The sequence below is a fragment of the Rhodococcus sp. P4_F5 genome, from assembly GCF_056401315.1.
In genome coordinates this window covers 24,123-48,159 of the sequence record NZ_JBFUJP010000006.1, presented here as the reverse complement: position 1 = coordinate 48,159, position 24,037 = coordinate 24,123, and the positions used below count along the sequence as shown (strand labels likewise).

The window sequence follows — 24,037 nt, the reverse complement described above, 5'->3', positions numbered from 1 at the left end:
TCAGTTGGCGAGCTGGGCGCGCAGCGCGTGCTTGCGGGTCTTGCCGGTCGCGGTCTTGGGCAACGAGTCCACGACCACGACGCGTTTGGGCACCTGGAACCCGGCGAGGTTCGACTTGGCGTGCGCGATCACCCGTGCGGCGAACTCGTCGTCGACGGCCGCCGGGTCGCTCGCCACGACCACGGCGCACACCGCCTCGCCCCAGCGTTGGTCGGGCACACCGACGATCGAGCACTCGGCCACGCCGGGCGCGGAGATGACCACCCGCTCGACGTCGACCGAGGAGACGTTCTCGCCGCCCGACTTGATGATGTCCTTGAGCCGGTCGGTGAACCAGACCACCTGCTCGTCGTCGAGGTGCCCGATGTCGCCGCTGTGGAACCAGCCGTGGGCGAAGGCCGCCCGGTTGGCCTCGGGGTTGTTCCAGTAGCCGCTCGCCACATGCGGTCCGCGGTAGACGATCTCGCCGGTGTCGCCGTCGGGGACGAGTGATCCCTCCGAGTCCATGATGCCGATCCGGACCGTCGGGGTCGCCGGACCCCAGGAGTTGGCCTTGGTGTGACGGTGCTCTTCCCACTGCAGGACGGTCGCGGGCACCACCTCCGTCTGCCCGGAGCCCAGGATCACCGCGGCATTCGGGAACAGTTCGTCCACCTGGTCGAGGAGTTCGGCCGGCATCGGCGCCATCGCGTAGACGGCGCGCCGCACCGACGGCAGACCGGCGCCGATCTCGCCGCGGGCGGCGAGGAGCGCTCGGTACATGATCGGCAGCAGCATCAGGTGCGTCGCCGAGTGTCGCTCGATGTCCGCGAGGATCGCGGCGGGGTCGAACTGTGCGTGCAAAACCACCGCGCCGCCGGTGAAGAGCACCGGCAGGACCAGGGTGTTCAGGGCGGTGGTGTGGAAGAGCGGCAGGACGTTGACCAGCGTGGAGGGGTCGGCGCCCCAGCTGTGCCCGATCTGCAGGGCGTTGGTCATGCCGCCGACCAGTACCGAGACATGACTGACCAGAACGCCTTTGGGTCGGGAGGTGGTGCCCGAGGTGTAGAGGCACTGGACGGTGTCGCGGTCCTCGACGATCACCTCGACGGCGGTCCGGGAGCCGCGTGCGGCGAACTCGTCCCAGTCGATCACGTCCAGGTCGCCGACGGTGACGGGGGAGCTCTCGCCCACTGCGACGACGGTCAGCTCGGGGTGCTCGCCCGCCAGGAACGTCTCGAGCAGGGGCAGTGCGGCGGCGTCGGCGACGATCGTCGTGACGCCTGCGTCTCGCAGGATCCAGGCGATGTCGTCGGGCGACAGGGCGATGTTCACCGGCATTGCGACCAGCGCCGACTTGGCGCAGGCGAAGTAGGTGGCGACGAACTGCCAGGTGTTGCGCATCAGCATCGCGACCGGCTGCTGGCGCGTGAGGCCGGTGTCGAGCAGTGCGTGGGCCAGAGCGTTGGACGTCTCGTCGAGCTCCCGGTACGTCACCTCGCGTCCGCCGTCGACGACGGCCGTGCGTGCCCCGAACATCTGCGCGGTGCGGGTGAGGGCGTCGCCGACCACCACCCGGGTGGCGAGATTGACGTGCACGGGCGGGATTCCGGCGAGATCGGGCTGCATGGCACTCCTCTGTGGTGGCCGTCACACTGACGTTCCGGGCGACGCTAGCAGTGCCCAAACACGCAAGCAAGCATGCCTGCTTGTTTGAATTCGTCGGCTAACATCTGGCTTCGTGACGAATCCCGACGACGGCCTCCCTGGCGACGACAGCATCACCGGGCAGGAGCGGCGGAGCCGGTCGACTCGGCGGAAGATCCTCGAGTCCGCGGTGCAGTGCCTGGCCACGAAGGGCTGGAACGCGTCCACTGTCGGCGTGATCGCCGACGCCGCCGGCACCAGCCGCGGCGCGCTGCAGCATCACTTCCCGACCCGCGAGGACCTSATCAYCGCGGCGCTGGACTACATGTTCGACCAGCGGGTGCGTCAGGTCGACGAGGAGCTGGGGCGGTTCGTCGAGGACGAGGGGCGCGAGGAGCACGTGGTCGGGCTGCTGCTCGACTACTACTCCGGCACCTTGTTCAAGGCCGCGCTGCAGGTGTGGACCGTCGCCGGCGCCGACGAGGAACTCCGGAAGCACGTCCTCCCGCTCGAGCGGAAGTTTGCCCGCGCCGTGCACGACCTCGCGGTACGGCTGCTCCGTGCGGACGACTCGGACCCGGACACGCACCGGATGATCCAGGCGACGCTCGACCTCGCGCGCGGCCTCGGGCTGGCCGACGTGCTCGCGGACGATTCGGCTCGCCGGGCGAAGATCGCGGCGGTGTGGGCGGTGCAGTTGCGGGGCATCAAGTCACTGCCGGCCTGAGGCAGCCGCGCACGAGTGCGAAGCGTCTGGCCGAGGCTGATCCGGGGTCGAGCCTGCTGGGGGTGTGACCGGAACCCAAAACAAGCAATCATGCTTGCTTGCCTCGTGGGGTTGGCCTACAGTGGCGGCACGTCCGCCACCTGTGACGCCCATCACCACACTGATCGGAAGCCTTGATGGACAATGGAATTGGCAACTGGCCGTCGATCCACCACTTGCGCAGGCCGGATCGAACGGCGCTCGTCGACGCCGATACCGGCGCGGCCCTCACCTTCGGCGAGCTCGACCGGCGCACCAACGCGCTGGCCGACGCCATGCGGCAGCGCGGTGTGCGCAAGGGCGACCGCGTCGCGCTGATCACCTTCAACAGCCCGCACATGCTCGAGGTGCTCTTCGCCGCCGCGAAGCTCGGCGCCGTCACGGTCCCGGTGAACTACCGGCTCAGCGCGCCGGAGATGCGCTACATCCTGCAGGACTCCGGCGCCTGCATCGTCTTCCACTCCGCGCAGCTCACCGCGACCGTGCACGACGCCGCCGACGGCACCTACGTGCGGGAGACCGTCGAGATCGGCTCTGCCGCGCAGCGCGTCGCGGGGGAGCGCTCCGCGTACGACGCGCTGCTGGCCTCCGGCGACCCCGCCCGCGTCGAGTACGACATCGGCCACGACGACCTGTGCGTGGTGATGTACACGTCCGGCACCACGGGCCGGCCCAAGGGGGCGATGCTCACCCACGGCAACTTCCTGTGGAACGCCGTCCACAACTTCTCGATCGCCGAGGGCCTCACCCCCCGCGACGTGAACGTCACCTCGGCCCCGATGTTCCACATCGGTGCGCTCGGCATCTTCACCCTGCCCATGCTCTACCTCGGTGCCACCTCGGTGATCCTCGAGTCCTTCGCGCCCGAGGCCTGGCTGGACGCCGTCGAGCAGCACCGGGGCACGGTCGCCTTCTGTGTCCCCGCGATGTGGGCGGCAATCAACAACGCCGCGAGCATCGGCGACCGGGACCTCGGCTCGCTGAAGTTCACCATCTCCGGCGGCGCGCCCTGCCCGGTGGTGCTCATCGAGGCGCTGCGCGGTCGCGGCATCACCTTCACCGAAGGGTTCGGGCTCACCGAGACCTCCCCGATCGCCGCGGTACTCGACGCCGACGACGTGGTCACCCACGCCGGTTCCATCGGCCGGCCGGTGCTGCACGTCGACTTCCGCATCGTCGACGACGGCCGCGACGTCCAGGTCGGGGAGGTCGGCGAGCTGGTGATGCGGGGGCCCAACATCTTCGCCGGCTACTGGCAGAAGCCCGACGCGACCCGGGAGGAGTTGCGGGACGGCTGGTTCCACTCGGGCGACCTGGCGCGATGTGACGAGGACGGCTACTACACGATCGTGGACCGCAAGAAGGACATGGTGATCAGCGGCGGCGAGAACGTCTACCCGGCGGAGGTCGAGCAGCAGCTCTACCGGCATCAGGCGGTGGCGGAGGTCGCGGTGATCGGCGTCCCCGACGAGACCTGGGGCGAGGCGGTGGCCGCCGTCGTCGTCTGCAAGCCCGGTCAGCAGGTCGGCGGGGACGAGCTGATCTCCTGGCTGCGGGAACGGTTGGCGCACTTCAAGTGTCCCCGCGCGGTCGTGTTCGTGGACGAGTTGCCCAGGACCGCCACCGGCAAGATCCTCAAACGCGAACTGCGTGCGAACTGGTCCGACGGCGCGATGGTGGCAGTGCGATGACCGCGCCAGCCTCCACGATTCCGGCGTTGCTCGCCGAGCGGGTCGCGACCGCCCCGGACTCCGCCTTCGTGCACTTCGGCGGTGAGGCGTTGAGTTACGCCGAGATCGACGCACGGTCCGACCGCGTGGCCACCGGCTGGCTGCGGTTGGGCCTGGGCCACGGGGACCGTATCGCGATCGCGGCGGCGAACTCGCCGGACTGGATCGTCGCGTACCTCGCCGCGGCGAAGATCGGGGCGGTGCTGGTCACCCTCAACGTCGTCTACCGGGAGCGGGAGTTCACCCACATGCTCACGCAGTCGGGGGCCCGGGCCCTGGTCTGCGACGCGGAGTCGAACGGATTCGAGTTCGGCCCCTTCCTCGACGGGCTCCGGCCCGACATCCCGACGGTCGAGCACATCGTGTTCCTCGGCGGGGACGGGGTCCCGGGCGGACGGCGGTGGGCGGACCTCGCGGCCGCCGAACCCGATCCGGAACTGCTGGCGCGTGCCGCGGCGATGATCCGGCCCGCGGACCCGGCGGTGATCCTCTACACCTCCGGGACCACCGGGACCCCGAAGGGCGCCACCCTCACTCATCGCAGCCTGATCGCCTCGGCCGCCGCGCAGGTGGAGCGGTTCGGGCAGACGGCCGCGGACGTGATTCTCGGCGTCATGCCGTTCAACCACGTCGGGGGACTGACCTGCACGCTGGGCTCGACCCTCGCCACCGGGGGCGCCATCGCCCTGCTGCCGAGATTCCACCCGGACCTGGTGGTCGACGCGATGGCCGGCACCCGGGTGACGATGTTCGTCGGCGTCCCCACCATGTACAAGATGGTGCTGGCAGCGGAATCGCTTGCCGTCGCGGACATGTCGAGCGTGCGGCTGTGCGTGGTGGGCGGGTCGAACCTCGAGCCGGCGCTGGCGGCACAGGTGGCGGCGACGTTCGAGGGGGTCCGGATCGCGAACCTCTACGGCATGTCCGAGACGTCCGGCGCCTGCGTCATCTCGCCGCCGGGGGACTCCCTGGAGACTGTCGGCCGCAGCATCGGCACCATGACCGGCGACTTCGAGGGCCGCGTCGTCGACGATCGGAACGTGCCCGTGCCCCCGGGCGAGGCAGGTGAGCTGCAGGTCCGCGGCGCGTGCGTCGCCGCCGGCTACTGGCAGCTGCCGGAGGAGTCCGCGGCGACGTTCCGCCCCGACGGTTGGCTCGCCACCGGCGACGTCGCGTCGAGCTCCGAGGACGGGCACGTCGTCCTGCTCGGCCGCCAGAAGGAGATGTACGTGCGGGGCGGCTTCAACGTCTACCCGGCCGAGGTGGAGAACGTGCTGGTGAGCGATCCGACGGTGGCGATGTGCGCGGTGATCGGCGTGCCCGACGAGACCTTCGGGGAGACCGGGTACGCCTTCGTGGTGCCGGCGCCGGGGGCCGAGGTCGACCCCGAGCGGCTGGTCGAGATGTGCCGGGCCACGCTGGCCAAGTACAAGGTGCCCGACCGGATCGAGGTGGTCGAGTCCCTGCCGATGACGCYGGCCGGCAAGATCCGCAAGGTCGCGCTGAAACCGCGCTAGGCGGTTGCGCCACTCGTGCGTGGTCGACGGGTCCCCTGACCCGTCAACCACGCACGAGCACGAAGTGCCTAGTCGGCGACGGGCGTGCGCAGCCGGCTGCGCACGCCGTCCACGAACAGGCTCAGTCCGTAGTCGAATCGTGCTGTGCCGTGCGGGCTCTCGTACATCGGCGACGCTTCCTCGGTCAGCGTGCCGTGCGAGTCCATCTGCATCCGGGACTGCTCGTCCATGGTCTGGCCGAGGACGTAGTAGAGCAGGGTGTCGGCGGCGAGCGGGGCCTCGTCGGCGGGCAGCCCGGCCGCCACGCAGGACGCCGTCACGGTGGCGTGCGCGTCGTTGGTGGCCAGGCGCGCCGCGTACGACGCCGCCGCCAGTTCGGCGCCGTCGCGGTGTGCGAGCAGGCCGTCGCGCATCCGGTGCGCGAGGGTCCGCAGCCGGACGTCCCACTCCGGGGAATCCAGCGCGGCGGACACCCCGGCCAGCATCTGGTCGGTGATGGCGGCCAGCAGGGTCTGTTTGTTGGGGAAGTGCCAGTACAGCGCCCCGGGCTGGACGCCGAGCGAGGTGGCCAGCCGGCGCATCGTGAGGTCGCCGAGGCCGTACTCGTCGAGGATCGCGATCGCGCCGTCCAGCACGTCCTTCCTGCGTAGCTGCACCGTGCACATCTCCCTGGGTCTGTCGGCCGGTAACCGGCGCCGTGGTTGACACCATTCCACCACGAACCTAACCTGAACGCCGTTCAACTTGTACGGTGTTCAAGTTCCCGCGCCGAACCTGCCCAGTCCCAGTTCCGAGGAGTTCCCAGTGACCCAGGCCGCCGTCCGTACCGACATCCTCGAGGTCGCCCGTGACCAGGTCCTCGAGCGCGGCGAAGGGCTGACGCAGGAGCAGACGCTCGCCGTGCTCGAGCTGGCCGACGACCGGCTCGAGGAGCTGCTCGCGCTCGCCCACGACGTCCGGATGAAGTGGTGCGGCCCCGAGGTCGAGGTCGAGGGCATCATCTCCCTCAAGACCGGCGGCTGTCCTGAGGACTGCCACTTCTGCTCGCAGTCGGGCCTGTTCGCCTCGCCGGTCCGCGCGGCCTGGCTCGACATCCCCAGCCTGGTCGAGGCCGCCAAGCAGACCGCGAAGTCGGGCGCCACCGAGTTCTGCATCGTCGCCGCCGTCCGCGGACCCGACGAGAAGCTGCTCGCCCAGGTGGCCGCCGGCATCGAGGCCATCCGCAACGAGGTGGACATCCAGATCGCCTGCTCGCTCGGCATGCTCACCCAGGAGCAGGTGGACCAGCTCGCCGCGATGGGCGTGCATCGCTACAACCACAACCTCGAGACCTCGAAGTCGCACTTCCCGAACGTGGTCACCACCCACACCTGGGAGGAGCGCTGGGGCACCCTGAGGATGGTCCGCGAGGCCGGCATGGAGGTCTGCTGCGGCGGCATCCTCGGCATGGGGGAGACCCTCGAACAGCGCGCCGAGTTCGCCGCGAACCTCGCGGAGCTCGAGCCCGACGAGGTGCCGCTGAACTTCCTGAACCCGCGCCCCGGCACCCCGTTCGGTGATCTCGAGGTGCTGCCGGCGTCGGACGCGCTGCGGGCGATCGCCGCCTTCCGGCTCGCGCTGCCGCGCACCATCCTCCGGTTCGCCGGCGGCCGGGAGATCACCCTCGGCGACCTCGGCGCGAAGCAGGGCATCCTCGGCGGCATCAACGCCGTCATCGTCGGCAACTACCTGACCACGCTCGGCCGTCCGGCCGAGGCGGACCTGGACCTGCTCGGCGAGCTGTCGATGCCGATCAAGGCGTTCAATGACACCCTCTGAGCCGGCACCCGCCGGGCCCGTCGCCGCGGCGATCGAGGCGGACCCGGAGTTCCCCGAGCGGTACAACCCGTTCACCGGGCTGCGGCTGGTGCCGGGGGTCGAGGACACGACGCCCGCCGCCGCGCAGCTCGGCCTCGAGCCGCCGCGGTTCTGCGAGGACTGCGGCCGGCGGATGATCGTGCAGATCAGCCCCGACGGCTGGTGGGCGAAGTGCTCGCGGCACGGGGTGCTCGACTCGGCGCTACTGGGCCTGCGCTGACGGCAGCCGGTCTCGGTCCACCGGCGCCCCCGGTGGCCGGGTCAGAGAGGTTGGCGGTGGCGAAGTACGAACCCTGCCGGCGCGACAGGATCTTGCCGACGTTACGCCGCCGCGGCGCGCGAGCGAGCGGCCTCGCTGCCTCGGCTGTGGTCGGGCGTCACCAACTAGGGTGTGCGACGTGACAACAGCAGTAGACAGCGGTACCCGCAGGCCGGAGGTCCGCGCCGCCGCCCGCATCGTGGTGGCGCTCGTGGGCGTCAGTGCGCTCGGTGGCGCGGTGTGGGGGCTGCTCGCCCCGGCCGAGCACTTCCTGGTGACGACCAACGGTGCGGCGTCGCTGACCTCCGAGAGCCTGCACCGGTTCGACGCCGTCGCGCTGCTGCTGTGCATCGGGCTGATCGTGGGCGTGCTGTCCGCCGTGGCGGTCTGGCTGTGGCGGGCGGTGCGTGGACCGATCGTGCTGGCCGGCCTGCTGATCGGATCCGCGGTCGGGGCCGCGACCATGGCCCTCGTCGGCCTTGCGGTGACGAACCTGCGCTACCCGCCGCTCGACAACGTCGAGGTCGGGCAGATCGTGTCCGCGACGCCCGCGCTGGGCACGCCGATGGCGCTGATCCTGCAGCCGTTCGCGGCGGCGATGGTCTACCTGATGCTGGTCTCGCTCAGCCCCCGCGACGACCTCGGGGTCGCGGGAAGCGCCGCCACCGACGCCGAGGGTGCACCCGCCGACGCTTCCACTCGGCCGACCCTCCAGTAACGGCACGTCCTGGGCTGCCGTGGTCCCACGGCCCGACGAGTCCGTGCTCGGGGCGCTGTCATTCGACCGGTCGAACCTGCAACCGAAACGATCCGCGGTGCCCAAGCGGTAGGCAGTATGCCCTCGGGGGGGGGCAATTCTGTTGCCCGGAGTTGGTCGGTCCGGAGAGGGTGGCATGTCGCAACGGGGGGCGGGTTCTGAGTTGTCTGCGGTTCGATCCGCGGACGTGTCGGAGATTGCGCGCTGGGACGAGTTCGTCGTCGCGGCCCGCGATGGCGGCGACGTGTGGCGTGGCCTGGACAACGCCAAGGCGAAGGAAACCCTCGGGTACTCGATCCGCTACCTCTTTGTCGGTGATGACGCGGTGACGGTGCACGTCAAGGACGTAGCACTCCTCGGGATGCTGTGGATCGTGCCGAGCGGTCCGTCCGGGACCACCCTTGGCGAGGTACTCCCGAAGGTGGAGGCGCTGGCTGCGTACGCCGCTTCGCAGGGTGCGTTCGCACTGCGTATCGATCCTCGACTGAAGGTCGACGACACCGTGACGGAGAGGCTGCTCGCCGAGGGCTACGTTCCCGCGGGCATGTTCACCCCCAACCAGTACACCGTGGTCCTCGACCTGTCCGGTACCGAGGAGGAGGTGCTCGCCGGCTTCAGTAAGAACGCACGCCGCGCGATCAAGCGGGCACAGCGCGACGGCGTCGTGGTCGAGCGGGTGCCGAGTACCGACGCGAACTGCGACACGATGTACGACATGCTGGCGGCGACTGGGAACGGTCGGTTCGGCGTCCGCAGTCGCGAGTACTGCCGATTCGTCTACCGCCGGTACGCCGAGAGTGGAAACGGTCAAATGTTCTTTGCCAAGATTGGCGATGAGGTCCTCGCCTGTTCCTTTGAAATCAAGATCGGCTCCAAATCGCTTGGACTGCACGGTGGTTCGGTTCGAAAGAACCCGGGTGACGCGAGCGTCGGCGGGCTGGGCTCGCACGGAACCGGGCATGCGCTGCAGTGGGAGGCTATTCGCTGGGCCCTGGAGGCCGGGGCGACCGAGTACGACATGTGCGGCACGCCGCCTTCGGCCGAGGCGGACGATCCCGACAACTACTTCTACGGCATCGGCAAGTTCAAGCGGACCTTCAACAAGGAGGTCACCGATTACACCGGCGCCTACGACATCCCGCTGAACGGTTGGAAGGCCCGGCTCTGGCACGGCGGTATGGAGCGCGAGTTCAAGCGGTTCTCGCTGCTGGTGCGGCGGAGGCACTTCCTCTGAAGCGCGCACCCGGCAGGCGTCGTCGGCGCCTCAGGCCGGCGGTCGCAGCGCGGCGAACTCGTCGGTGATCCGCAGACCCGAGTCGGTGAACCGGTACAGCGCGGGTGGACGGCCGCCCGCCCGCCCTGACGGCGCGGTGTGGCCGGTCGCGGTGAGCACGTTGCGGCGCTTGAGGACGCGCTGCAGATTGGTCGCGTCCACCTGGTAGCCCAGTGCGGCGCAGTAGATGTCGCGCAGCTCCGACATCGAGAACTCCGCGGGGGCAAGGGCGAAGGCGATGTTGGTGTAGGACAGCTTGGCCGCGAGCCGGGCCCGGGCGTGCTCGACGACGACGCCGTGGTCGAAGGACATCTCGGGGAGCGCCGAGACCGGGTGCCAGGCGGTGTCGGGCGGCAGGTCCGGGTCCGCGGGCAGGGGGACCAGTCCCAGGAAGGTGGACGCGATCAGGCGGCAGCCGGGCACCCGCTGCGGGTCGCTGAACACCGACAGCTGTTCGAGATGCGCGACGTCGCGGACGTCGACCTTCTCGGCGAGCTGACGGCGCGCGGAGGTGGTCATGTCCTCGTCGTCGCGCAGCACTCCGCCGGGCAGCGACCAGGTGCCCTTCTGGGGGTCGAGGGCGCGCTGCCACAGCAGCACGGAGAGTTCCTCGCCGCCGCCGTTGTGCTGGCCGTCACCTCGGCCGGTGTGTGGCCCGTCACCTGCGGCGACGGCGTCGGGGACGGGGCGAACCTGGAACACCGCGGTGAGCACTTCGTGGATGGTGTTACTATTGGGCACGTTTTCGATTCTAAGACGAAAACCTCGACAGTGGAAATCCGGGCCAGCCCGCCCGGGTTCACGGTGAAGGAGAACGCCATGACGAGCACGACGTTGTGGGAGGGACTGACCTCGCAGATCCAGGACGGCCCCGGTGGGTACACCGGAGTCGAGGCGACCCCGGAGTGGGCCGCCGAGGTCAAGCGTCTGGCTCGCGAACGCGGCGCGACGCTGCTGGCGCACAACTACCAGCTGCCCGCCATCCAGGACGTCGCCGACCACGTCGGGGACTCGCTCGCCCTCTCGCGCATCGCGGCAGAGGCCCCGGAGGACACCATCGTGTTCTGCGGCGTGCACTTCATGGCCGAGACCGCCAAGATCCTCAGCCCCACCAAGACCGTGCTGATCCCGGACGAGCGGGCCGGCTGCTCGCTGGCCGACTCGATCAACGCCGAGCAGCTGCGCGAGTGGAAGGCCGACAACCCGGACGCGCTGGTGGTGTCGTACGTCAACACCACCGCCGAGGTGAAGGGCCTGACCGACATCTGCTGCACCTCCTCGAACGCGGTCGACGTGGTCAACTCGATCGACCCGGACCGGGACGTGCTCTTCCTCCCGGACCAGTTCCTCGGCGCGCACGTCAAGCGGGTCACCGGCCGCACCAACATGCAGATCTGGGCGGGTGAGTGCCACGTGCACGCCGGGATCAACGGCGACGAGCTCACTGCTCAGTCGAAGGCGCACCCGGACGCCGAGCTGTACGTGCACCCCGAGTGCGGCTGCGCCACCTCGGCGCTCTACCTGGCCGGCGAGGGCTTCGTGCCCGAGGACAAGGTCAAGATCCTCTCCACCGGCGGCATGCTCGACGCCGCCCGGGCCAGCCACGCCAAGCAGGTGCTGGTCGCGACCGAGGTCGGCATGCTGCACCAGCTGCGCAAGGCCGCGCCCGAGATCGACTTCCAGGCCGTCAACGACCGCGCGTCCTGCCCGTACATGAAGATGATCACCCCGGCCGCGCTGCTGCGCTGCCTGGTGGAGGGCAAGGACGAGGTGCACGTCGACCTGGAGATGGCCGAGCGCGCCCGCAAGTCCGTGCAGCGGATGATCGAGATCGGCAACCCGGGCGGCGGCGAGTAGTGACCCCGCGGCGCGGGGCGAACGAAGCGACGGGGGATTTGCTCCGGGTGCGCGAGGCGACGGCCGTGCCCGGCGCGAGCTGGGAGGCTCACGCCGACCTGGTCGTCGTCGGCGGCGGAGTCGCGGGACTGACCGCGGCTCGCACCGCGTCGTTGCGTGGGTTGCGGGTGCTCACCGTCAGCAAGGGCGGCCCCACCGACACCGCGACCCAGTACGCGCAGGGCGGGATCGCGGTGGTCGCGCCCGAGAACGACTCGGTCGCCGGGCACGTCGCGGACACCGTCGAGGCCGGCGCCGGTCTGTGTGACGAGGCCGCGGTCCGCTCGATCGTCGAGGGCGGTCCCGCCGCCGTCGCGGCGCTGACCGACCTCGGGGCGGTGTTCGACCTCGGCCGGGACGGCGCGGTCTCCCGCACCCGTGAGGGGGGGCACAGTGTCCGGCGCATCATCCACGCCGGCGGCGACGCCACCGGTGCCGAGGTGCAGCGCGCCCTCAACGCGGYGGGCCTGCCGGTGCTCTTCGGTGCCGCGGCCGCGCGGGTGGTCACCGACGAGCGCGGGGTCACCGGGCTGATCGTCTTGTCCGACAACGGTGTCGACGGCACCACCGTCGGCGTCGTCCATGCGCCCGCCGTGCTGCTCGCCACCGGCGGACTCGGTCAGCTCTACTCGTGCAGCACCAACCCGCCCGGCGCCACTGCCGACGGGGTCGCGCTCGCGCTGGCCGCCGGCGCCGCCGTCGCCGACCTCGAGTTCGTCCAGTTCCACCCGACCGTGCTGTTCACCCCTGGCGGGGTCGGGCGCCGGCCACTGGTCAGCGAGGCCGTCCGCGGCGAGGGCGCGAGACTCGTCGACGCCGAGGGGAACTCGGTGACCGCCGGGGTCCACCCGCTCGGCGACCTCGCGCCACGCGACGTCGTGTCGCGGGCGGTCGCGGACCGGATGCGCGGGCTCGGCACCGACCACGTCTACCTCGACGCCCGCCACCTGCCCGGATTCGCCGAGCGGTTCCCGACCGTCACGGCGTCCTGTCTGGCCGTCGGAATCGACCCGGCGCACCAGCTGATCCCGGTCGCCCCGGCCGCGCACTACTCCTGCGGCGGCGTCGTCACCGACGTGCACGGGCGCACCGCGGTGCCTGGCCTGTACGCGGCGGGCGAGGCGGCCCGCACCGGGCTGCACGGCGCCAACCGGCTGGCGTCCAACAGCCTGCTCGAGGGCCTCGTGGTCGGCGAGCGGGCCGGCGCGGCGGCGACCGAACGGGCCGGGGTCCGGGTCGAGGTCACCGACGCGGCGCTGCCGCGCGAGGTCGCGGCCGACCGCTCGGCACTGCAGTCCGCCATGACCACCCACGCCTCGGTGGTCCGCGACGGCGACGGCCTGGCCATCGCCGCGGCCACGCTCGCCGAGGCGCCCGACCGGATGCCGGCGACCACCGCCGACCTCGAGGACGCCGCGCTGACCGAGACGGCGTCCGCGCTGGTGCTCGCCGCGCGGGCCCGGACCGAGACTCGCGGTGCCCACACCCGCCGCGACCACCCGGAGCCGGCCGAGAGCTGGCGTCGCAGCATCGAGGTGCGCCGCGGCGCGTCCGGTGCCCTGGAAACCCCCGACCTGACCCTGACAGGAGCACGATGACCACACTGCCCGACGGACTGGACCTCGAGGAGATCCGCACCCTGGTGCGGGTCGCGCTGGACGAGGACCTGCGGTACGGACCCGACGTCACCTCGACAGCGACCGTGCCGGCCGACGCCGTCGCGAAGGCCGCCATGGTCTCCCGCTCGGCCGGGACCGTCGCCGGACTCGACGTGGGCCTGCTGGTGCTCGACGAGGTGCTCGGCGCGGGCAACTACGAGGTGCTCGGCCGAGTCGCCGACGGTGCCCGGATCGAGGCGAGGGAGTCCGCGCTCACCGTGCTGGCGCCGACCCGCGGGCTGCTCACCGCCGAACGCACCATGCTCAACCTGGTCTGCCACCTGTCCGGGATCGCCACGGCGACCGCCGCCTGGGTGGACGAGGTCGCCGGCACCGACTGCCAGATCCGTGACAGCCGAAAGACGCTGCCCGGCCTGCGGTCGCTGCAGAAGTACGCGGTCCGGATGGGCGGCGGGGTCAACCACCGGATGGGTCTCGGCGACGCCGCCCTGATCAAGGACAACCACGTCGCGGCCGCCGGCTCGGTGGTCGCCGCGCTGCAGGCCGTCCGGGCCGCCGCACCGGACATCGAGTGCGAGGTCGAGGTGGACAGCCTCGCCCAGCTCGACGAGGTGCTGGCCGAGGGCGTCGACCTGGTGCTCCTGGACAACTTTGCGCTGTGGGAGACGCAGGCCGCGGTGCAGCGACGGGACACGAAGTCCCCGCGTACGAAGCTCGAGTCGTCGGGCGGGCTGTCGATCGACGTCGCCGCGGACTTCGCCCGGACCGGGGTGGACTACCTCGCGGTCGGCGCGCTCACCCACTCTGTGTCGGTGCTGGACCTCGGCCTGGACATGTAGGCCGCGTTAGGGTGAGGGCCGTACCTTGCTGCAGAGCTGAAGTGCTTATGAGCTAAGGAGATCGTGATGGCCTCTCGTCTCAACCCGTACATCAGTTTCACCGACAACGCCCGCGAGGCGATGGAGTACTACAAGGGCGTCTTCGGTGGCACCCTCACCCTGGCCACCATCGGGGAGTACGGCGACAAGAACGGCCCGGATGCCGACCTGATCATGCACGGCAATCTCGAGACCCCCAGCGGATTCACCCTGATGGGCGCGGACACCCCGGAGGGCATGGCGTACAACCCGGGCACCAACATCGCCGTGAGTCTCAGCGGCGACGACGGCGACGAGTTGCGCGGCTACTGGGACAAGCTGACCGACGGCGGGGAGATCCTGGTCCCGCTGGAGAAGCAGATGTGGGGCGACGAGTTCGGCATGTGCAACGACCGGTTCGGGATCGGCTGGATGGTCAACATCGGCGGGCCCGCCGTCTGACCGGTGCGCACCCGCGTCACACCGTCGTGGCTCGGCGCACCAGCGAGAGGAATGCGGCGGCCGCGAAGAACAGGCCGGCGAACACCCGGCCGGTGACGCGCTGCTGCCGCGGTGACCGCATGACGGCCAGCACCCGCGCCGCCAGCCCCGTGTACCCGGTCATCACCATCACGTCCACCGCGACCATGGTGGCGGCGATGGCCGCGTACTGCGGGGCCAGCGGCGCGGCCGGGTCGAGGAACTGCGGCAGCACCGCGAGCATGAACACGACGGCCTTCGGGTTGCTCGCGTTGACGAGGAACCCCCGCGCGACCAGCGCGGCCGCGGACCGGCCGCGTCCCTCGGTGTCGGCGGACACCTCGGTGGGCGCCGCCCGCCACTGCCGGACGCCGAGGTAGACGAGGTAGGCGACGCCGAACCACTTGATCACCGTGAAGGCCAGCGCCGAACTCGCGAGTAGCGCACCGATGCCGGCGGCGACGATCAGGATCTGCAGCAGCAGGCCCAGCTGCAGCCCGACGATGTTCCAGTAGCCGTGCCGCAGACCGTGGTTCAGTCCGGACGACATCGAGGCGATGGCGCCGGCGCCGGGCGAGAGGCTGATCACCCACGCCGCGCCGAAGAACGCCAACCACACCTGCCATGCCATGAGCCGAGACGATATGTCACCGCCCCGTCGCGTCTCGAACCAGGCGTATCTTGAACCGCATGGCCACAGATGACGTCGTCACCGTCGACCGCGGTCCACGCCAGGTTGCCCGCAGCGCCGTCGTGGATGCCGATGCCGCCGAACTGTTCGACCAGCTTGCCGACCCGCGGAGGCACGGTGACCTGGACGGCTCGGGAACCGTGCTGGGGGCGGTGTCGAGCCCGGACCGGCTCGGGCTCGGCGACAAGTTCACGGTGTCGATGCGGATGTACGGCTTCCCGTACCGGATCACCTCCAGGGTCACGGCCTTCGAGGAGGGCCGGCTGATCGAGTGGCGGCACCCGTTCGGGCACCGGTGGCGTTGGGAGTTCGAGCCGGAGGCCGCGACCGGTGGCACAGCCGCGCCGGAGGCCGGGGCGGGTACCGCCTCGCCGCGGACCCGGGTCACCGAGGTGTTCGACTACTCGTCGGCTGGGCTCGCAAAGATGCTCGAGCTAACCGGGTTTCCGGCGAAGAACGGCGAGGGCATCACCTCGACCCTGTCGATGCTGCAGAGCCGGTATCGCTGACATCCGGGACAGCGGGCGGGTTCAGGCAGCTCTTCGGCGGGTCGACCAGTGAGCAGACCGACTGCCGTGCCACCGGGCGGTAGTCGTCCGGCAGCCCGTTCGCGGCGATGATGTCGCGGTAGGCGGCGACCGCGTCGGTGGGCCGGCGGGTCAGCGTCGGGTCGGTCAACACGTCCACCGTGTACAGGCCGAACCGGGGCCGGTACGTGCCCCACTCGAAGTTGTCGGTGATCGACCAGTAGTTGTAGCCGATCACGCGGGCGCCGTCGTCCTGGGCGCGGCCGAGCCAGTACACGTGGTCGCGCAGGTGGTCCGACCGGGTGTAGCCGTCCGGCCGGTCCTTGCCGTCGTCGCTGGGCATGCCGTTCTCCACGATGTAGATCGGCAGCTCGGGGTACTTGCGGGCGTAGTACATCGCGGCGTGGTAGATGCCGTCCGGCTGCGGGCGGATGTCGAAGAACGCGTCGGTGACCGCGTTCGCGGCGGTGATGTTGTCGAGCGAGACGCCGTAGTAGTAGTCGATCCCGACGAAGTCCAGCTTGTCCCGGACCCGGTCGGCGAACATCCCGTCCATCGCGCCCATCGCCGCCGGGATGTACGCGACGTTGCTCGACACCTGTGCCGCCGGGTCCACCCGGTGGATCAGGTCGTAGACGGCGCGGTGTGCGCGGACCATGCGGTCGAGCATCTGCGGCGCCGCGGCCAGGGAGATCCCGCCGAACGTCAGCTCCTTCTGCAGGAACACGGTCGCCTCGTTGAACGTGATCCAGTTGGTCCCGTCGCCGGCGTAGCGCCGGACCACCCGCTCGGCGTTGGCCAGCCAGGAGTCGACGGTGCCCTCGTCAGACCAGCCGCCGCGGTCCGCGACCCAGCCCGGGTAGACGAAATGGTCGAGGGTGATCATCGGCCGCATGCCGTGGGCGCGGACCTGCCGGACCACGTCGTCGTAGTAGGCGAACTCGGCCTCGTCCCAGACCCCGGGCGCGGGTTGGACCCGTGCCCACTCGACGGAGAACCGGAACACCTGTACGCCCATCGCGGCCGCATTGGCGATGTCCTCGACGTAGCGGTTCCGGAAGTCCGGTCCGGAGCCGTACTCGTCGTGCGTCTTGCCGGCCGCGACGTACCGTGACCAGTTGCTGTCCGGCGGGGGACCCTCGGCCTGGAACCCGGAGGTCGCGACGCCCCACTCGAATCCCGCGCCGAGGTCGGTCGGGGAGGCCTGCGCGGGCGCCGCGGCGATCAGCGGCGCCGCTGCCAGGGCGAGGACGAGGGCGACGGTTCGGACCGCTGCGGGGCTTCGGAGAAACCGGAGTCGGGGCACGAACAGCAGGCTAGGTCCGGGTCGGCGGACTGTCCCCGGAATGGTCAGAGTTCAGCCGCGCGGGCGACGCCGTCGACGCAGCCGCCGTCGTCGTGGTCGGCGCGCTCGCGTCGAGGAAGGGCCGGATCAGGTCGATGGGCAACGGGAAGATCACCGTCGAGTTGTGCTCGCCGCCGACCTCGCGCAGCGTCTGCAGGTAGCGCAGGTGCAGTGTCGTCGGGTTCCGGCTGATCACCTCGGCGGCCTCGGCAAGCTTCGCGGACGCCTGGAACTCGCCCTCGGCGTTGATGATCTTGGCGCGCCGCTCGCGTTCGGCCTCGGCCTGCCGGGCGATGGCGCGCTGCATGCTCTCGGGGATCTCGACGTCCTTGATCTCGACGGTGGTGACCTTGACGCCCCACGGCTCGGTCTGCTGGTCGATGATCTTCTGCAGGTCCTCGTTGAGGCGTTCGCGGTCGGAGAGCAGGGTGTCCAGTTCCGCCTTGCCGAGCACCGACCGCAGCGTGGTCTGGGCGATCTGCATCGTCGCGGCGAGGAAGTCCTCCACCTCGATGACAGCGCGGTCGGCGTCGAGCACCCGGAAATAGGCCACCGCGGTGACCCGGGCGGGCACGTTGTCGCGGGTGATCACCTCCTGTGCCGGGACCTTCAGCGTCACCGTGCGCAGGCCCACCCGGACCATCCGGTCCACCACCGGGATCAGCAGCACCACGCCGGGTCCCTTCACCTCGAGCGCCCGGCCGAGGCGGAAGACGACGGCCCGCTCGTACTCACGCAGCACCCGCACCGCGGTTCCGGGCACGATCAGGGCCGCGATGACCAGAATCACCACAATGACCAGGAGTGCAGTCACTTACCTCACCTCCCATGGCTGCGCGCGGCGGACGGCCAGGGTGAGCCCGTGCACACCCGTCACCACCACCGGATCGCCCGCGGTGGGGGCCGGGTCGGCGTCGTAGCCGAACTCGATCTGGGCCCGCCACAGGCCGCCGTCGGCTTGCACCTGGCCCTGCGACCCGGACCAACTGGTCACCGTCGCCTCGCGGTCGACCAGGGACTGTGCCCCGCCCCGTACCGGTTCGCGGCGGGCGGCGATCACCTTGCGGCCCGCGACCGCGGTGACGCCGAGGCCGACGACCGCGGTGCCCGCGGCGATCGGCACCGCCAGGGTCTCGGCGGCGCCGCCGGCGACGAACAGCATCCACACGCCCGCGGCAATGGCGAGCACCGAGATGCCGCTGAGCACACCGGCAGTCGGGGCGTGTGCCTCCACCAGGATCAGCAGCACACCGAGCAACAAGGCAAGTACGCCCAGGGCGGCCATCGCCCCTCCCGTGCACTCGGCCGCCCCACTCACGGCGCGGCCTCCACCAACCACCGTAAGCGTGTGCCGACGGGTGCGCCACCGCCGTCCCCCGCCGCGTTTATCGGGCTGTGACCTGCGTATTCATCCCGCGCCACTCTGGTCAATGTGATCTACGCGAAGTACGATCGTCGGTGCTGCCTTTCGCGTCTCGRCAGTGCCTGGTTCGTGCCACTCGTGGTCGTCATCAGGTTGTTCGTTCCAGACATGCCGGGAGCCGAAGATGTCCGTGAATCCGACGTCGACAGCGGGGTCCGCCCAAGGTGCTCGCGCGCGGGCGCGCCCGCGCCGCAAGCCCGCCGCGACCCGGGCGATCGCGGCCGCCGCCGAGCCGACGTTCGTGGCGGGCGCGAGCCTTCGGTCGCAGGTCCTCGCCGCGACGGTGCGATGCACGGTGAAGCCGTTCATCTCGCTCTGGGCGCGCTGTCCGGGGCCGCTGTGGCCCGCGGGTCTGGTCGACCTCGCCGCCCGTTTCCTGCCGCCCGTCCGTGACGTTCGGCGGCGCCGGGTGTGCCTGCCGCACTGCGACGCCGAGTGGCTCGAGGCCGGCGCGGTCGACGATGCGTCCGCGGTGCTCTACCTGCACGGCGGCGGGTTCCTGGTCTGCGGGTTGAACACCCATCGCCGGCTGGAGTCGTGGGTCTCCGCGGCCGCGAAGGCTGCCGTGCTCAGCGTCGACTACCGGATGCTGCCGAGGCACACGATCGCCGACTCCGTCGCCGACGCGGTCTCCGGGTACCGATGGCTGCTGGCACAGGGTTTCGCGCCTGAGCGCATCGCCATCGCCGGAGACTCGGCGGGCGGTTACCTCACGTTCGCGACCGCGCTCGAGCTCGATGCGCGCGGCCTGCCGCAGCCGGCCGCTCTGGTGGCGCTGTCGCCGCTCACGGACATGGACCCGACGGCCAAGCTGGCCGACCCGAAAGCCGCTGCCTGCCCGGTGTTCCCCCGCTCGGTGCTGCCCGTCCTGACCGCCCTGGCGGACCGGGCCGAGCGTCACGCCGACCCGCCGTCCCCGCCCCGGGTCTCGCCGGTGGACGCCGCCCTCGGCGCGTTGCCGCCGGTGCTGATCCAGGTTGGCTCGACCGAGATCCTGTACCCGGACGCGGAACTGATGGCGCAGCGCCTCGCCGCCTCGGGCGTGCCGGTCACCCTCGAGGTGTGGGACCGGCAGATCCACGTCTTCCATGCCGCGGCCGACTGGGTTCCGGAGGCGGGCCGCGCAATTGGGCGGGTCGGCGAGTTCGTTCGCGCGCACCTGGCCGTGGGGGAGGCGGGGACCCGCGAGATTTCGTGAGTCGCGGTGGATGCCGCGTCTGGCCGCGGTGGCCGCGGGGGCCTTGCCGGCGCTGGCCTTCCCTGCTCCGGACCTGTCCGTCCTGGCATGGGTGGCGCTTGTCCCGCTGTTGCTCCTGATCGCGGCCGCGCCGTCCCCCGGTGAGGCCGCGCTGCTCGGATGGTTGGCCGGCGTCGGTTTCCTTGGCGCGGGCCACTACTGGTTGGCGCCGAACCTGGTGTTGTTCTTCCCCTTTGCCATCGGTGCGCTCGCGTTGCTGTGGACCGGGTGGGCGGTGCTCGTCCGCGCCCTGCTGCGGGCGCCCGTCACAGGACCCCGCGCGGCCTGCGCCGTGGTGGGGGTGCCCGCCGGGTGGGTGCTGGTCGAGACGATCCGGTCCTGGCAGTGGCTCGGCGGGCCGTGGTCGTTGCTCGGCGCCACCCAGTGGCGCCACCCCACCGTGCTGGCGCTCGCCGCGGTCGGCGGCGTCTGGCTCGTCGGTTTCGCGGTGGTCGCGGCCAACACCGGCGTCGCACTGCTGATCCTCGGCGGCCGGTCGGCCCGCTGCTGGGGCGCCGCCGCCGCGGCCGTCGCGGTGGCGGCGGGACCGCTCTGTTTCGCGGCCCGGCCGGCCCCACCTGYCGACATCCTCACGACCGTCGCCCTCGTGCAACCGGGCATCGTGCACGGCGACCTGCTGGCGAGCCAGGAGCAGCTGACCCGCGCGATCGGCAGGCCGGTGGACCTGGTGGTGTGGGGGGAGAGCAGCGTCGGGGCGGACCTGACGGACCGGCCGGATGTGTTGGCCCGGCTCACCGCGTTGTCCCGGGAGGTCGGGGCGGACCTGCTCGTCAACGTCGACGCCCGAGACGCGACCGGCGCGGTCGCGAAGACGTCGGTGCTGCTCGACGGGCAGGGTGTGCGCGGCACCTACCGCAAGACCCGGCTGGTGCCGTTCGGTGAGTACGTCCCCTTCCGGGACCAGCTCGGCTGGGTCAGCCGGATCACCGCCGCCGCGGGCCAGAACCGGCGACCCGGGCACGAACTGACGACGATGGAGACCGGCGGCGGGGTGACGATCGGGCCGCTGGTCTCGTTCGAGGAGACCTTCCCGGACCTGGCCCGGAGCCAGGCGCGCGACGGTGCGCAGGTGCTGGTCTACCAGACCTCGACCGCCACCTTTCAGGGCAGTTGGGCACCCGCGCAGCTCGCGAGCGTGGGCGCGGTGCGGGCTGCGGAGACCGGCCGCCCGGTGGTGGCCGCCGCGCTCACCGGGGTCTCGGCGGCGTTCGACGCGCGGGGCGAGCGGCTCGGGTCGATGCCCGCCGACCAGCACGGCAGCCTCGTCGTCGAGGTGCCCGCCCCGGGGGCGGACACCCCCTTCGTCCGGTTCGGCAACTACGCGCCGGTGCTGTCGGCCGTGGTGGTCGCGGCGATCGTGGCCGGAGCGCTGCTGCGTCGATTTCGCCCGTTTCGCACCCGACGCGGGTCCGGGCAACCATCATCTGGTTGAGAAGTTCAACTGTCGACAGGAGTGCTCACCGTGCCCGACCAGTTCGCGTTCTTTGCCACGACCGACGACGGCTACGTGCCGCTGCCCTTCGCGACCAGCCGGTGGTCGGAGGAGATGGTGCACGGCGCCGCGCTGTGCGGACTCTTGGCGCGGGCGGTCGAGAACGGTCACGGCGCAGAGGGATTCACCCCCGCCCGGCTCACCGTCGACCTGTTCCGGCCCGCGTTGACCAGGCCGTTCACCACGACCACCTCGCCGGTGCGGGAGGGACGCAGGATCCGGGTCGCGGACGCCGAGCTGTGGCAGGACGGAGAGGTGGTGGCGCGCGCGTCGGCCGTGTTCCTGCGTCGGTCGGAGCAGCCGCCGGGCGAGGTGTGGACCCGGGAGCACCGGCCGTCGCCGCCGGACGCGGGCCCGGTCGACGAGCTGCGGCCACCCTGGTTCGGCAGCGACGACCATCCGGAGGGCTGGTCCTCCTCCATGCTCGAGCACCAGGGCGCGAGCCGAAAGCGGATGTGGTCCCAGAACATTCCGGTCGTGAAGGGGGAGGAGCTGTCGCCGTTCGTGCGGGCGGCGATGGCCGCCGAGCCGACCAGCCTGATGACGAACTGGGGCACCGCCGGGGTCGGCTTCATCAACGTCGACCTGACGATGGTTCTCTCGCGGCTGCCGGAGGGCCCGGAGGTGGGACTCGAGGCGGACGACCACCACAGCACGGACGGCATCGCGGTCGGCACCGCCACGCTCTTCGACCGGGGCGGGCCGATCGGTACCTGCGTGGTCAGCGCGCTGGCGAACGCGCAGCGACAGGTGGACTTCTCCGGACAGGGCGAGTTCGAGCTGCCGATCGACGTGTGAGTGGGCCCCCGCGTTCGACGAATCCCCGAAGAATCGGACATTTCGTGAATAGACTCGACGAGTTGGGCTGAGGCAGTCCGCCAGGGCCCGCTCTGGAGTCGCCATGACGAATCCATCGCGCACCGGTTGCCGGTTGTGCCGCCGCACAGGCTTGTTCGCTGTCGCGGTCACCGCGCCGATGGTCCTTTCCGGGTGTACCTCCGCCCCGAGTGGTGCCGACGGTGCCACGCCGTTGCCGGTCGGGCCGTACAGCTACGCCGCGAACCCCTGCCCCGAGCCGGTCCTGCCGGGTCTGTCGTTGCCGCCGCTCGGAGGCGACTTCGTCTGCGGCACACTGACAGTCCCGCAGGACCGAGCTCGGCCCGACTGCGGCGCCGCCGCCGTCACCGGGTTCCTGGACCACCCGTCGACGTCGTACCGGCCGCCATGCCTCGACTCGGCGGTGGTGCCGCCCTTCGCGACGGCGACGGCGACGGCGCCCGCGTGACGTCGGTACGCGGCGGCACCACCGCGCCCGAGAAGCCAGCCGACCCGGAATGCCCGCCGACGTAAGGACATCCCCATGCGCAGAGTTCCGCTGCTCCTCGTGACGTGTGCCGCGCTGGTGGCGGCGTGCTCGTCGTCGGTCGATTCCGCCGGGTCGACCCAGCCGTCGACGTCGGTCGACGACGCTCGGGGCGGCGTCCCGCCCGGCTACCCCCTCGACGTCGACGTGGTGGCGCCGTTGGTGATCACCACCGTCGGTCCCGATCCGATTCCCGTCACCGGCACCGACGGCAAGGTTCACGTGGCATACGAGATCGAGGTGCTCAACTCCTCGCCCCGCCCGGCCGTCATCACCCAGGTCGACACCCTGGCCGGCGGACCGGACGGGGGAGTGGTCGCGAGTGTGGCGGGCAGCGAGGTGCCGGCCCGGTCGATCCTGTTCCCGAACTACGCGTCGGCGCCGTTCACCGAGATCCCGATGGGGCGCACCGCGCTGTTGGTGCTCGACGACGTGTACGAGACCCGCGCCGACGTCCCGGCCGAGGTGACCCATCGGCTGACCGCCACGTTCGGCGCCGCCGCTGAGCCGGAAGCCGCCGTCGGCGCCAGGTACCCGGACACGGTCACGCAGATCGGTGGCGTCGTCGCGACCAGCACGAGCTTGCCCGTGGTCATCGGTCCGCCCCTCGCCGGCGACAGTTGGGTGGCAGCCAACGCGTGCTGCGTGATCACCTCGCATCGCGGCGCGATGATGGGCGCCGGCGGCAGGATCAACGGTGCCGAGCGCTATGCCATCGACTGGCTGCGTATCGACCCCGACATCGCCCCGCTGACCTCGTACCGCGGTGATGTCTCGAGGAACGCGGACTACTTCGCCTACGACGCTCCGCTGCTGGCGGTGGCCGACGGGACGGTGGTGGCGGTCGTGTCGGACCGGCCCGAGGAGGTGCCGCAGCAGGTCCCGGCGGACCTCACGCTCGAACAGCTGGGCGGCAACCGCGTCATCATCGACATCGGCGACGGCAATTTCGCGTTCTACGCCCACATGATCCCGGCGTCGGCATCGGTGAAGGTAGGCGATCGGGTCACCCAGGGGCAGGTGATCGGCCGGCTGGGAAACTCGGGCAACACGTCCGAGCCGCACCTGCACTTCCACGTGACCCGGGCCCCGCTGCCGCTGTCGAGCGACAACGTGCCCTACGAGATCGACCGTTTCACGTTCGTCGGCTCGACCGACACCGGCAGCCTCGTGCGGGGACCGGACGCCGGCGAACGGTCGGACCAGTTGCCCCTCGACGGCGACGTCGTCGACTTCCCGGAGTTGCCCTGACGCAGCCGCCGAGTGCGCAGTTGCCGGGGCAAACGGCGAGCGCGACCGTC

Annotated in this window: 24 protein-coding genes; 17 read left to right on the top strand and 7 right to left on the bottom strand. The window is 71.0% G+C overall.

The annotated features are described in order from the left end of the window. Positions 1-1,608 (bottom strand): class I adenylate-forming enzyme family protein, encoded by a 1,608-nt coding sequence (locus tag AC1DU4_RS05195; RefSeq protein ID WP_477837996.1) that lies wholly within the window; start codon positions 1,606-1,608, stop codon positions 1-3. A gap of 112 nt (positions 1,609-1,720) precedes the next feature. On the opposite strand from AC1DU4_RS05195, the gene AC1DU4_RS05190 reads away from it, so the two are divergent. From AC1DU4_RS05190 to AC1DU4_RS05180, 3 genes are all read left to right on the top strand, one after another. Continuing rightward, a complete protein-coding gene (locus tag AC1DU4_RS05190) occupies positions 1,721-2,353 on the top strand; it encodes a TetR/AcrR family transcriptional regulator (RefSeq protein WP_477837995.1) in 633 nt (210 codons plus the stop codon). A gap of 176 nt (positions 2,354-2,529) precedes the next feature. Further along, complete coding sequence (locus AC1DU4_RS05185) at positions 2,530-4,083, top strand: acyl-CoA synthetase (protein WP_477837994.1); 1,554 nt, start codon at positions 2,530-2,532, stop codon at positions 4,081-4,083. Next, positions 4,080-5,639: a class I adenylate-forming enzyme family protein gene (locus tag AC1DU4_RS05180; RefSeq protein WP_477837993.1), complete on the top strand. Its 1,560-nt coding sequence runs from the start codon at positions 4,080-4,082 to the stop codon at positions 5,637-5,639. Before AC1DU4_RS05185 ends, AC1DU4_RS05180 begins: the two co-directional genes overlap by 4 nt. A gap of 68 nt (positions 5,640-5,707) precedes the next feature. On the opposite strand, the gene AC1DU4_RS05175 is transcribed toward AC1DU4_RS05180, so the two are convergent. Next, the gene (locus tag AC1DU4_RS05175) at positions 5,708-6,295 is read right to left on the bottom strand and encodes a TetR family transcriptional regulator (RefSeq protein ID WP_477837992.1); all 588 of its coding nucleotides are present in this window, start codon (positions 6,293-6,295) and stop codon (positions 5,708-5,710) included. Positions 6,296-6,443: 148 nt separating this feature from the next. Here AC1DU4_RS05175 and bioB point away from each other — a divergent pair, with 148 nt between their 5' ends. The 4 genes from bioB (at position 6,444) to AC1DU4_RS05155 (ending at position 9,746) form a co-directional block, all read left to right on the top strand. Further along, a complete protein-coding gene (gene bioB / locus AC1DU4_RS05170; RefSeq protein ID WP_477837991.1) occupies positions 6,444-7,457 on the top strand; it encodes a biotin synthase BioB in 1,014 nt (337 codons plus the stop codon). After that, positions 7,444-7,716 carry a biotin synthase auxiliary protein BsaP gene (gene bsaP, locus AC1DU4_RS05165; RefSeq protein WP_477837990.1) on the top strand — a complete coding sequence of 91 codons (273 nt, stop codon included), beginning with the start codon at positions 7,444-7,446 and terminating at the stop codon, positions 7,714-7,716. The genes bioB and bsaP overlap by 14 nt, the downstream gene beginning before the upstream one ends. A gap of 178 nt (positions 7,717-7,894) precedes the next feature. Then, the gene (locus tag AC1DU4_RS05160) at positions 7,895-8,473 is read left to right on the top strand and encodes a DUF2567 domain-containing protein (RefSeq protein WP_477837989.1); all 579 of its coding nucleotides are present in this window, start codon (positions 7,895-7,897) and stop codon (positions 8,471-8,473) included. Positions 8,474-8,699: 226 nt separating this feature from the next. After that, on the top strand, positions 8,700-9,746 hold the full coding sequence (locus tag AC1DU4_RS05155) for a lipid II:glycine glycyltransferase FemX (RefSeq protein ID WP_477837988.1): 1,047 nt from the start codon (positions 8,700-8,702) through the stop codon (positions 9,744-9,746). A gap of 30 nt (positions 9,747-9,776) precedes the next feature. Here AC1DU4_RS05155 and AC1DU4_RS05150 read toward each other — a convergent pair whose 3' ends face one another. Further along, the gene (locus AC1DU4_RS05150) at positions 9,777-10,526 is read right to left on the bottom strand and encodes an NUDIX hydrolase (RefSeq protein ID WP_477837987.1); all 750 of its coding nucleotides are present in this window, start codon (positions 10,524-10,526) and stop codon (positions 9,777-9,779) included. A gap of 78 nt (positions 10,527-10,604) precedes the next feature. Here AC1DU4_RS05150 and nadA point away from each other — a divergent pair, with 78 nt between their 5' ends. From nadA to AC1DU4_RS05130, 4 genes are all read left to right on the top strand, one after another. After that, the gene (nadA, locus tag AC1DU4_RS05145) at positions 10,605-11,642 is read left to right on the top strand and encodes a quinolinate synthase NadA (RefSeq protein ID WP_072847183.1); all 1,038 of its coding nucleotides are present in this window, start codon (positions 10,605-10,607) and stop codon (positions 11,640-11,642) included. Between the two features lie 47 nt (positions 11,643-11,689). Further along, positions 11,690-13,279, top strand: a complete 1,590-nt coding sequence (locus tag AC1DU4_RS05140) for an L-aspartate oxidase (RefSeq protein WP_477837986.1) — start codon at positions 11,690-11,692, stop codon at positions 13,277-13,279. Next, positions 13,276-14,139 carry a carboxylating nicotinate-nucleotide diphosphorylase gene (gene nadC, locus AC1DU4_RS05135; RefSeq protein WP_477837985.1) on the top strand — a complete coding sequence of 288 codons (864 nt, stop codon included), beginning with the start codon at positions 13,276-13,278 and terminating at the stop codon, positions 14,137-14,139. Before AC1DU4_RS05140 ends, nadC begins: the two co-directional genes overlap by 4 nt. A gap of 66 nt (positions 14,140-14,205) precedes the next feature. Beyond that, entirely contained in the window at positions 14,206-14,619 is a 414-nt protein-coding gene (locus tag AC1DU4_RS05130) for a VOC family protein (RefSeq protein ID WP_477837984.1), read from the top strand. 16 nt (positions 14,620-14,635) lie between these two features. Here the strand turns inward: AC1DU4_RS05130 and AC1DU4_RS05125 are convergent, their stop codons facing one another. Further along, positions 14,636-15,268, bottom strand: a complete 633-nt coding sequence (locus tag AC1DU4_RS05125; protein WP_477837983.1) for a LysE family transporter — start codon at positions 15,266-15,268, stop codon at positions 14,636-14,638. A 59-nt stretch (positions 15,269-15,327) separates the two neighbouring features. Between AC1DU4_RS05125 and AC1DU4_RS05120 the strand changes: the two genes are divergently transcribed. Further along, a complete protein-coding gene (locus AC1DU4_RS05120; protein ID WP_072847153.1) occupies positions 15,328-15,837 on the top strand; it encodes an SRPBCC family protein in 510 nt (169 codons plus the stop codon). Here AC1DU4_RS05120 and AC1DU4_RS05115 read toward each other — a convergent pair. The 3 genes from AC1DU4_RS05115 to AC1DU4_RS05105 form a co-directional block, all read right to left on the bottom strand. Continuing rightward, on the bottom strand, positions 15,797-17,098 hold the full coding sequence (locus tag AC1DU4_RS05115) for a family 1 glycosylhydrolase (protein ID WP_477838061.1): 1,302 nt from the start codon (positions 17,096-17,098) through the stop codon (positions 15,797-15,799). The two genes, AC1DU4_RS05120 and AC1DU4_RS05115, sit on opposite strands and share 41 nt — an antisense overlap. 73 nt (positions 17,099-17,171) lie before the next feature. Next, on the bottom strand, positions 17,172-18,014 hold the full coding sequence (locus tag AC1DU4_RS05110) for a slipin family protein (protein WP_477837982.1): 843 nt from the start codon (positions 18,012-18,014) through the stop codon (positions 17,172-17,174). Continuing rightward, positions 18,015-18,485 carry an NfeD family protein gene (locus tag AC1DU4_RS05105; RefSeq protein ID WP_477838060.1) on the bottom strand — a complete coding sequence of 157 codons (471 nt, stop codon included), beginning with the start codon at positions 18,483-18,485 and terminating at the stop codon, positions 18,015-18,017. 262 nt (positions 18,486-18,747) lie between these two features. On the opposite strand from AC1DU4_RS05105, the gene AC1DU4_RS05100 reads away from it, so the two are divergent. The 5 genes from AC1DU4_RS05100 to AC1DU4_RS05080 all read left to right on the top strand — a co-directional run bounded on the left by AC1DU4_RS05100 (position 18,748) and on the right by AC1DU4_RS05080 (position 23,987). Further along, positions 18,748-19,821, top strand: a complete 1,074-nt coding sequence (locus AC1DU4_RS05100) for an alpha/beta hydrolase (RefSeq protein ID WP_477837981.1) — start codon at positions 18,748-18,750, stop codon at positions 19,819-19,821. 10 nt (positions 19,822-19,831) lie between these two features. Beyond that, on the top strand, positions 19,832-21,313 hold the full coding sequence (gene lnt, locus AC1DU4_RS05095; RefSeq protein ID WP_477837980.1) for an apolipoprotein N-acyltransferase: 1,482 nt from the start codon (positions 19,832-19,834) through the stop codon (positions 21,311-21,313). A 30-nt stretch (positions 21,314-21,343) separates the two neighbouring features. Next, on the top strand, positions 21,344-22,171 hold the full coding sequence (locus AC1DU4_RS05090) for a thioesterase family protein (protein ID WP_477837979.1): 828 nt from the start codon (positions 21,344-21,346) through the stop codon (positions 22,169-22,171). A 103-nt stretch (positions 22,172-22,274) separates the two neighbouring features. Then, entirely contained in the window at positions 22,275-22,658 is a 384-nt protein-coding gene (locus AC1DU4_RS05085; protein WP_477837978.1) for a hypothetical protein, read from the top strand. 75 nt (positions 22,659-22,733) lie between these two features. Beyond that, complete coding sequence (locus tag AC1DU4_RS05080; protein WP_477837977.1) at positions 22,734-23,987, top strand: M23 family metallopeptidase; 1,254 nt, start codon at positions 22,734-22,736, stop codon at positions 23,985-23,987. The last annotated feature ends 50 nt before the right edge of the window (positions 23,988-24,037 follow it).

Bases quoted from the DNA above. Each gene is read 5' to 3' on its own strand.
- AC1DU4_RS05195 (WP_477837996.1), bottom strand. From the start codon at position 1,608: ATGCAGCCCGATCTCGCCGGAATCCCGCCCGTGCACGTCAATCTCGCC.
- AC1DU4_RS05185 (WP_477837994.1), top strand. From the start codon at position 2,530: ATGGACAATGGAATTGGCAACTGGCCGTCGATCCACCACTTGCGCAGG.
- bsaP (WP_477837990.1), top strand. From the start codon at position 7,444: ATGACACCCTCTGAGCCGGCACCCGCCGGGCCCGTCGCCGCGGCGATC.
- nadA (WP_072847183.1), top strand. From the start codon at position 10,605: ATGACGAGCACGACGTTGTGGGAGGGACTGACCTCGCAGATCCAGGAC.
- nadC (WP_477837985.1), top strand. From the start codon at position 13,276: ATGACCACACTGCCCGACGGACTGGACCTCGAGGAGATCCGCACCCTG.
- AC1DU4_RS05130 (WP_477837984.1), top strand. From the start codon at position 14,206: ATGGCCTCTCGTCTCAACCCGTACATCAGTTTCACCGACAACGCCCGC.
- AC1DU4_RS05125 (WP_477837983.1), bottom strand. From the start codon at position 15,268: ATGGCATGGCAGGTGTGGTTGGCGTTCTTCGGCGCGGCGTGGGTGATC.
- AC1DU4_RS05120 (WP_072847153.1), top strand. From the start codon at position 15,328: ATGGCCACAGATGACGTCGTCACCGTCGACCGCGGTCCACGCCAGGTT.
- AC1DU4_RS05105 (WP_477838060.1), bottom strand. From the start codon at position 18,485: ATGGCCGCCCTGGGCGTACTTGCCTTGTTGCTCGGTGTGCTGCTGATC.
- AC1DU4_RS05100 (WP_477837981.1), top strand. From the start codon at position 18,748: ATGTCCGTGAATCCGACGTCGACAGCGGGGTCCGCCCAAGGTGCTCGC.
- AC1DU4_RS05085 (WP_477837978.1), top strand. From the start codon at position 22,275: ATGACGAATCCATCGCGCACCGGTTGCCGGTTGTGCCGCCGCACAGGC.
- AC1DU4_RS05080 (WP_477837977.1), top strand. From the start codon at position 22,734: ATGCGCAGAGTTCCGCTGCTCCTCGTGACGTGTGCCGCGCTGGTGGCG.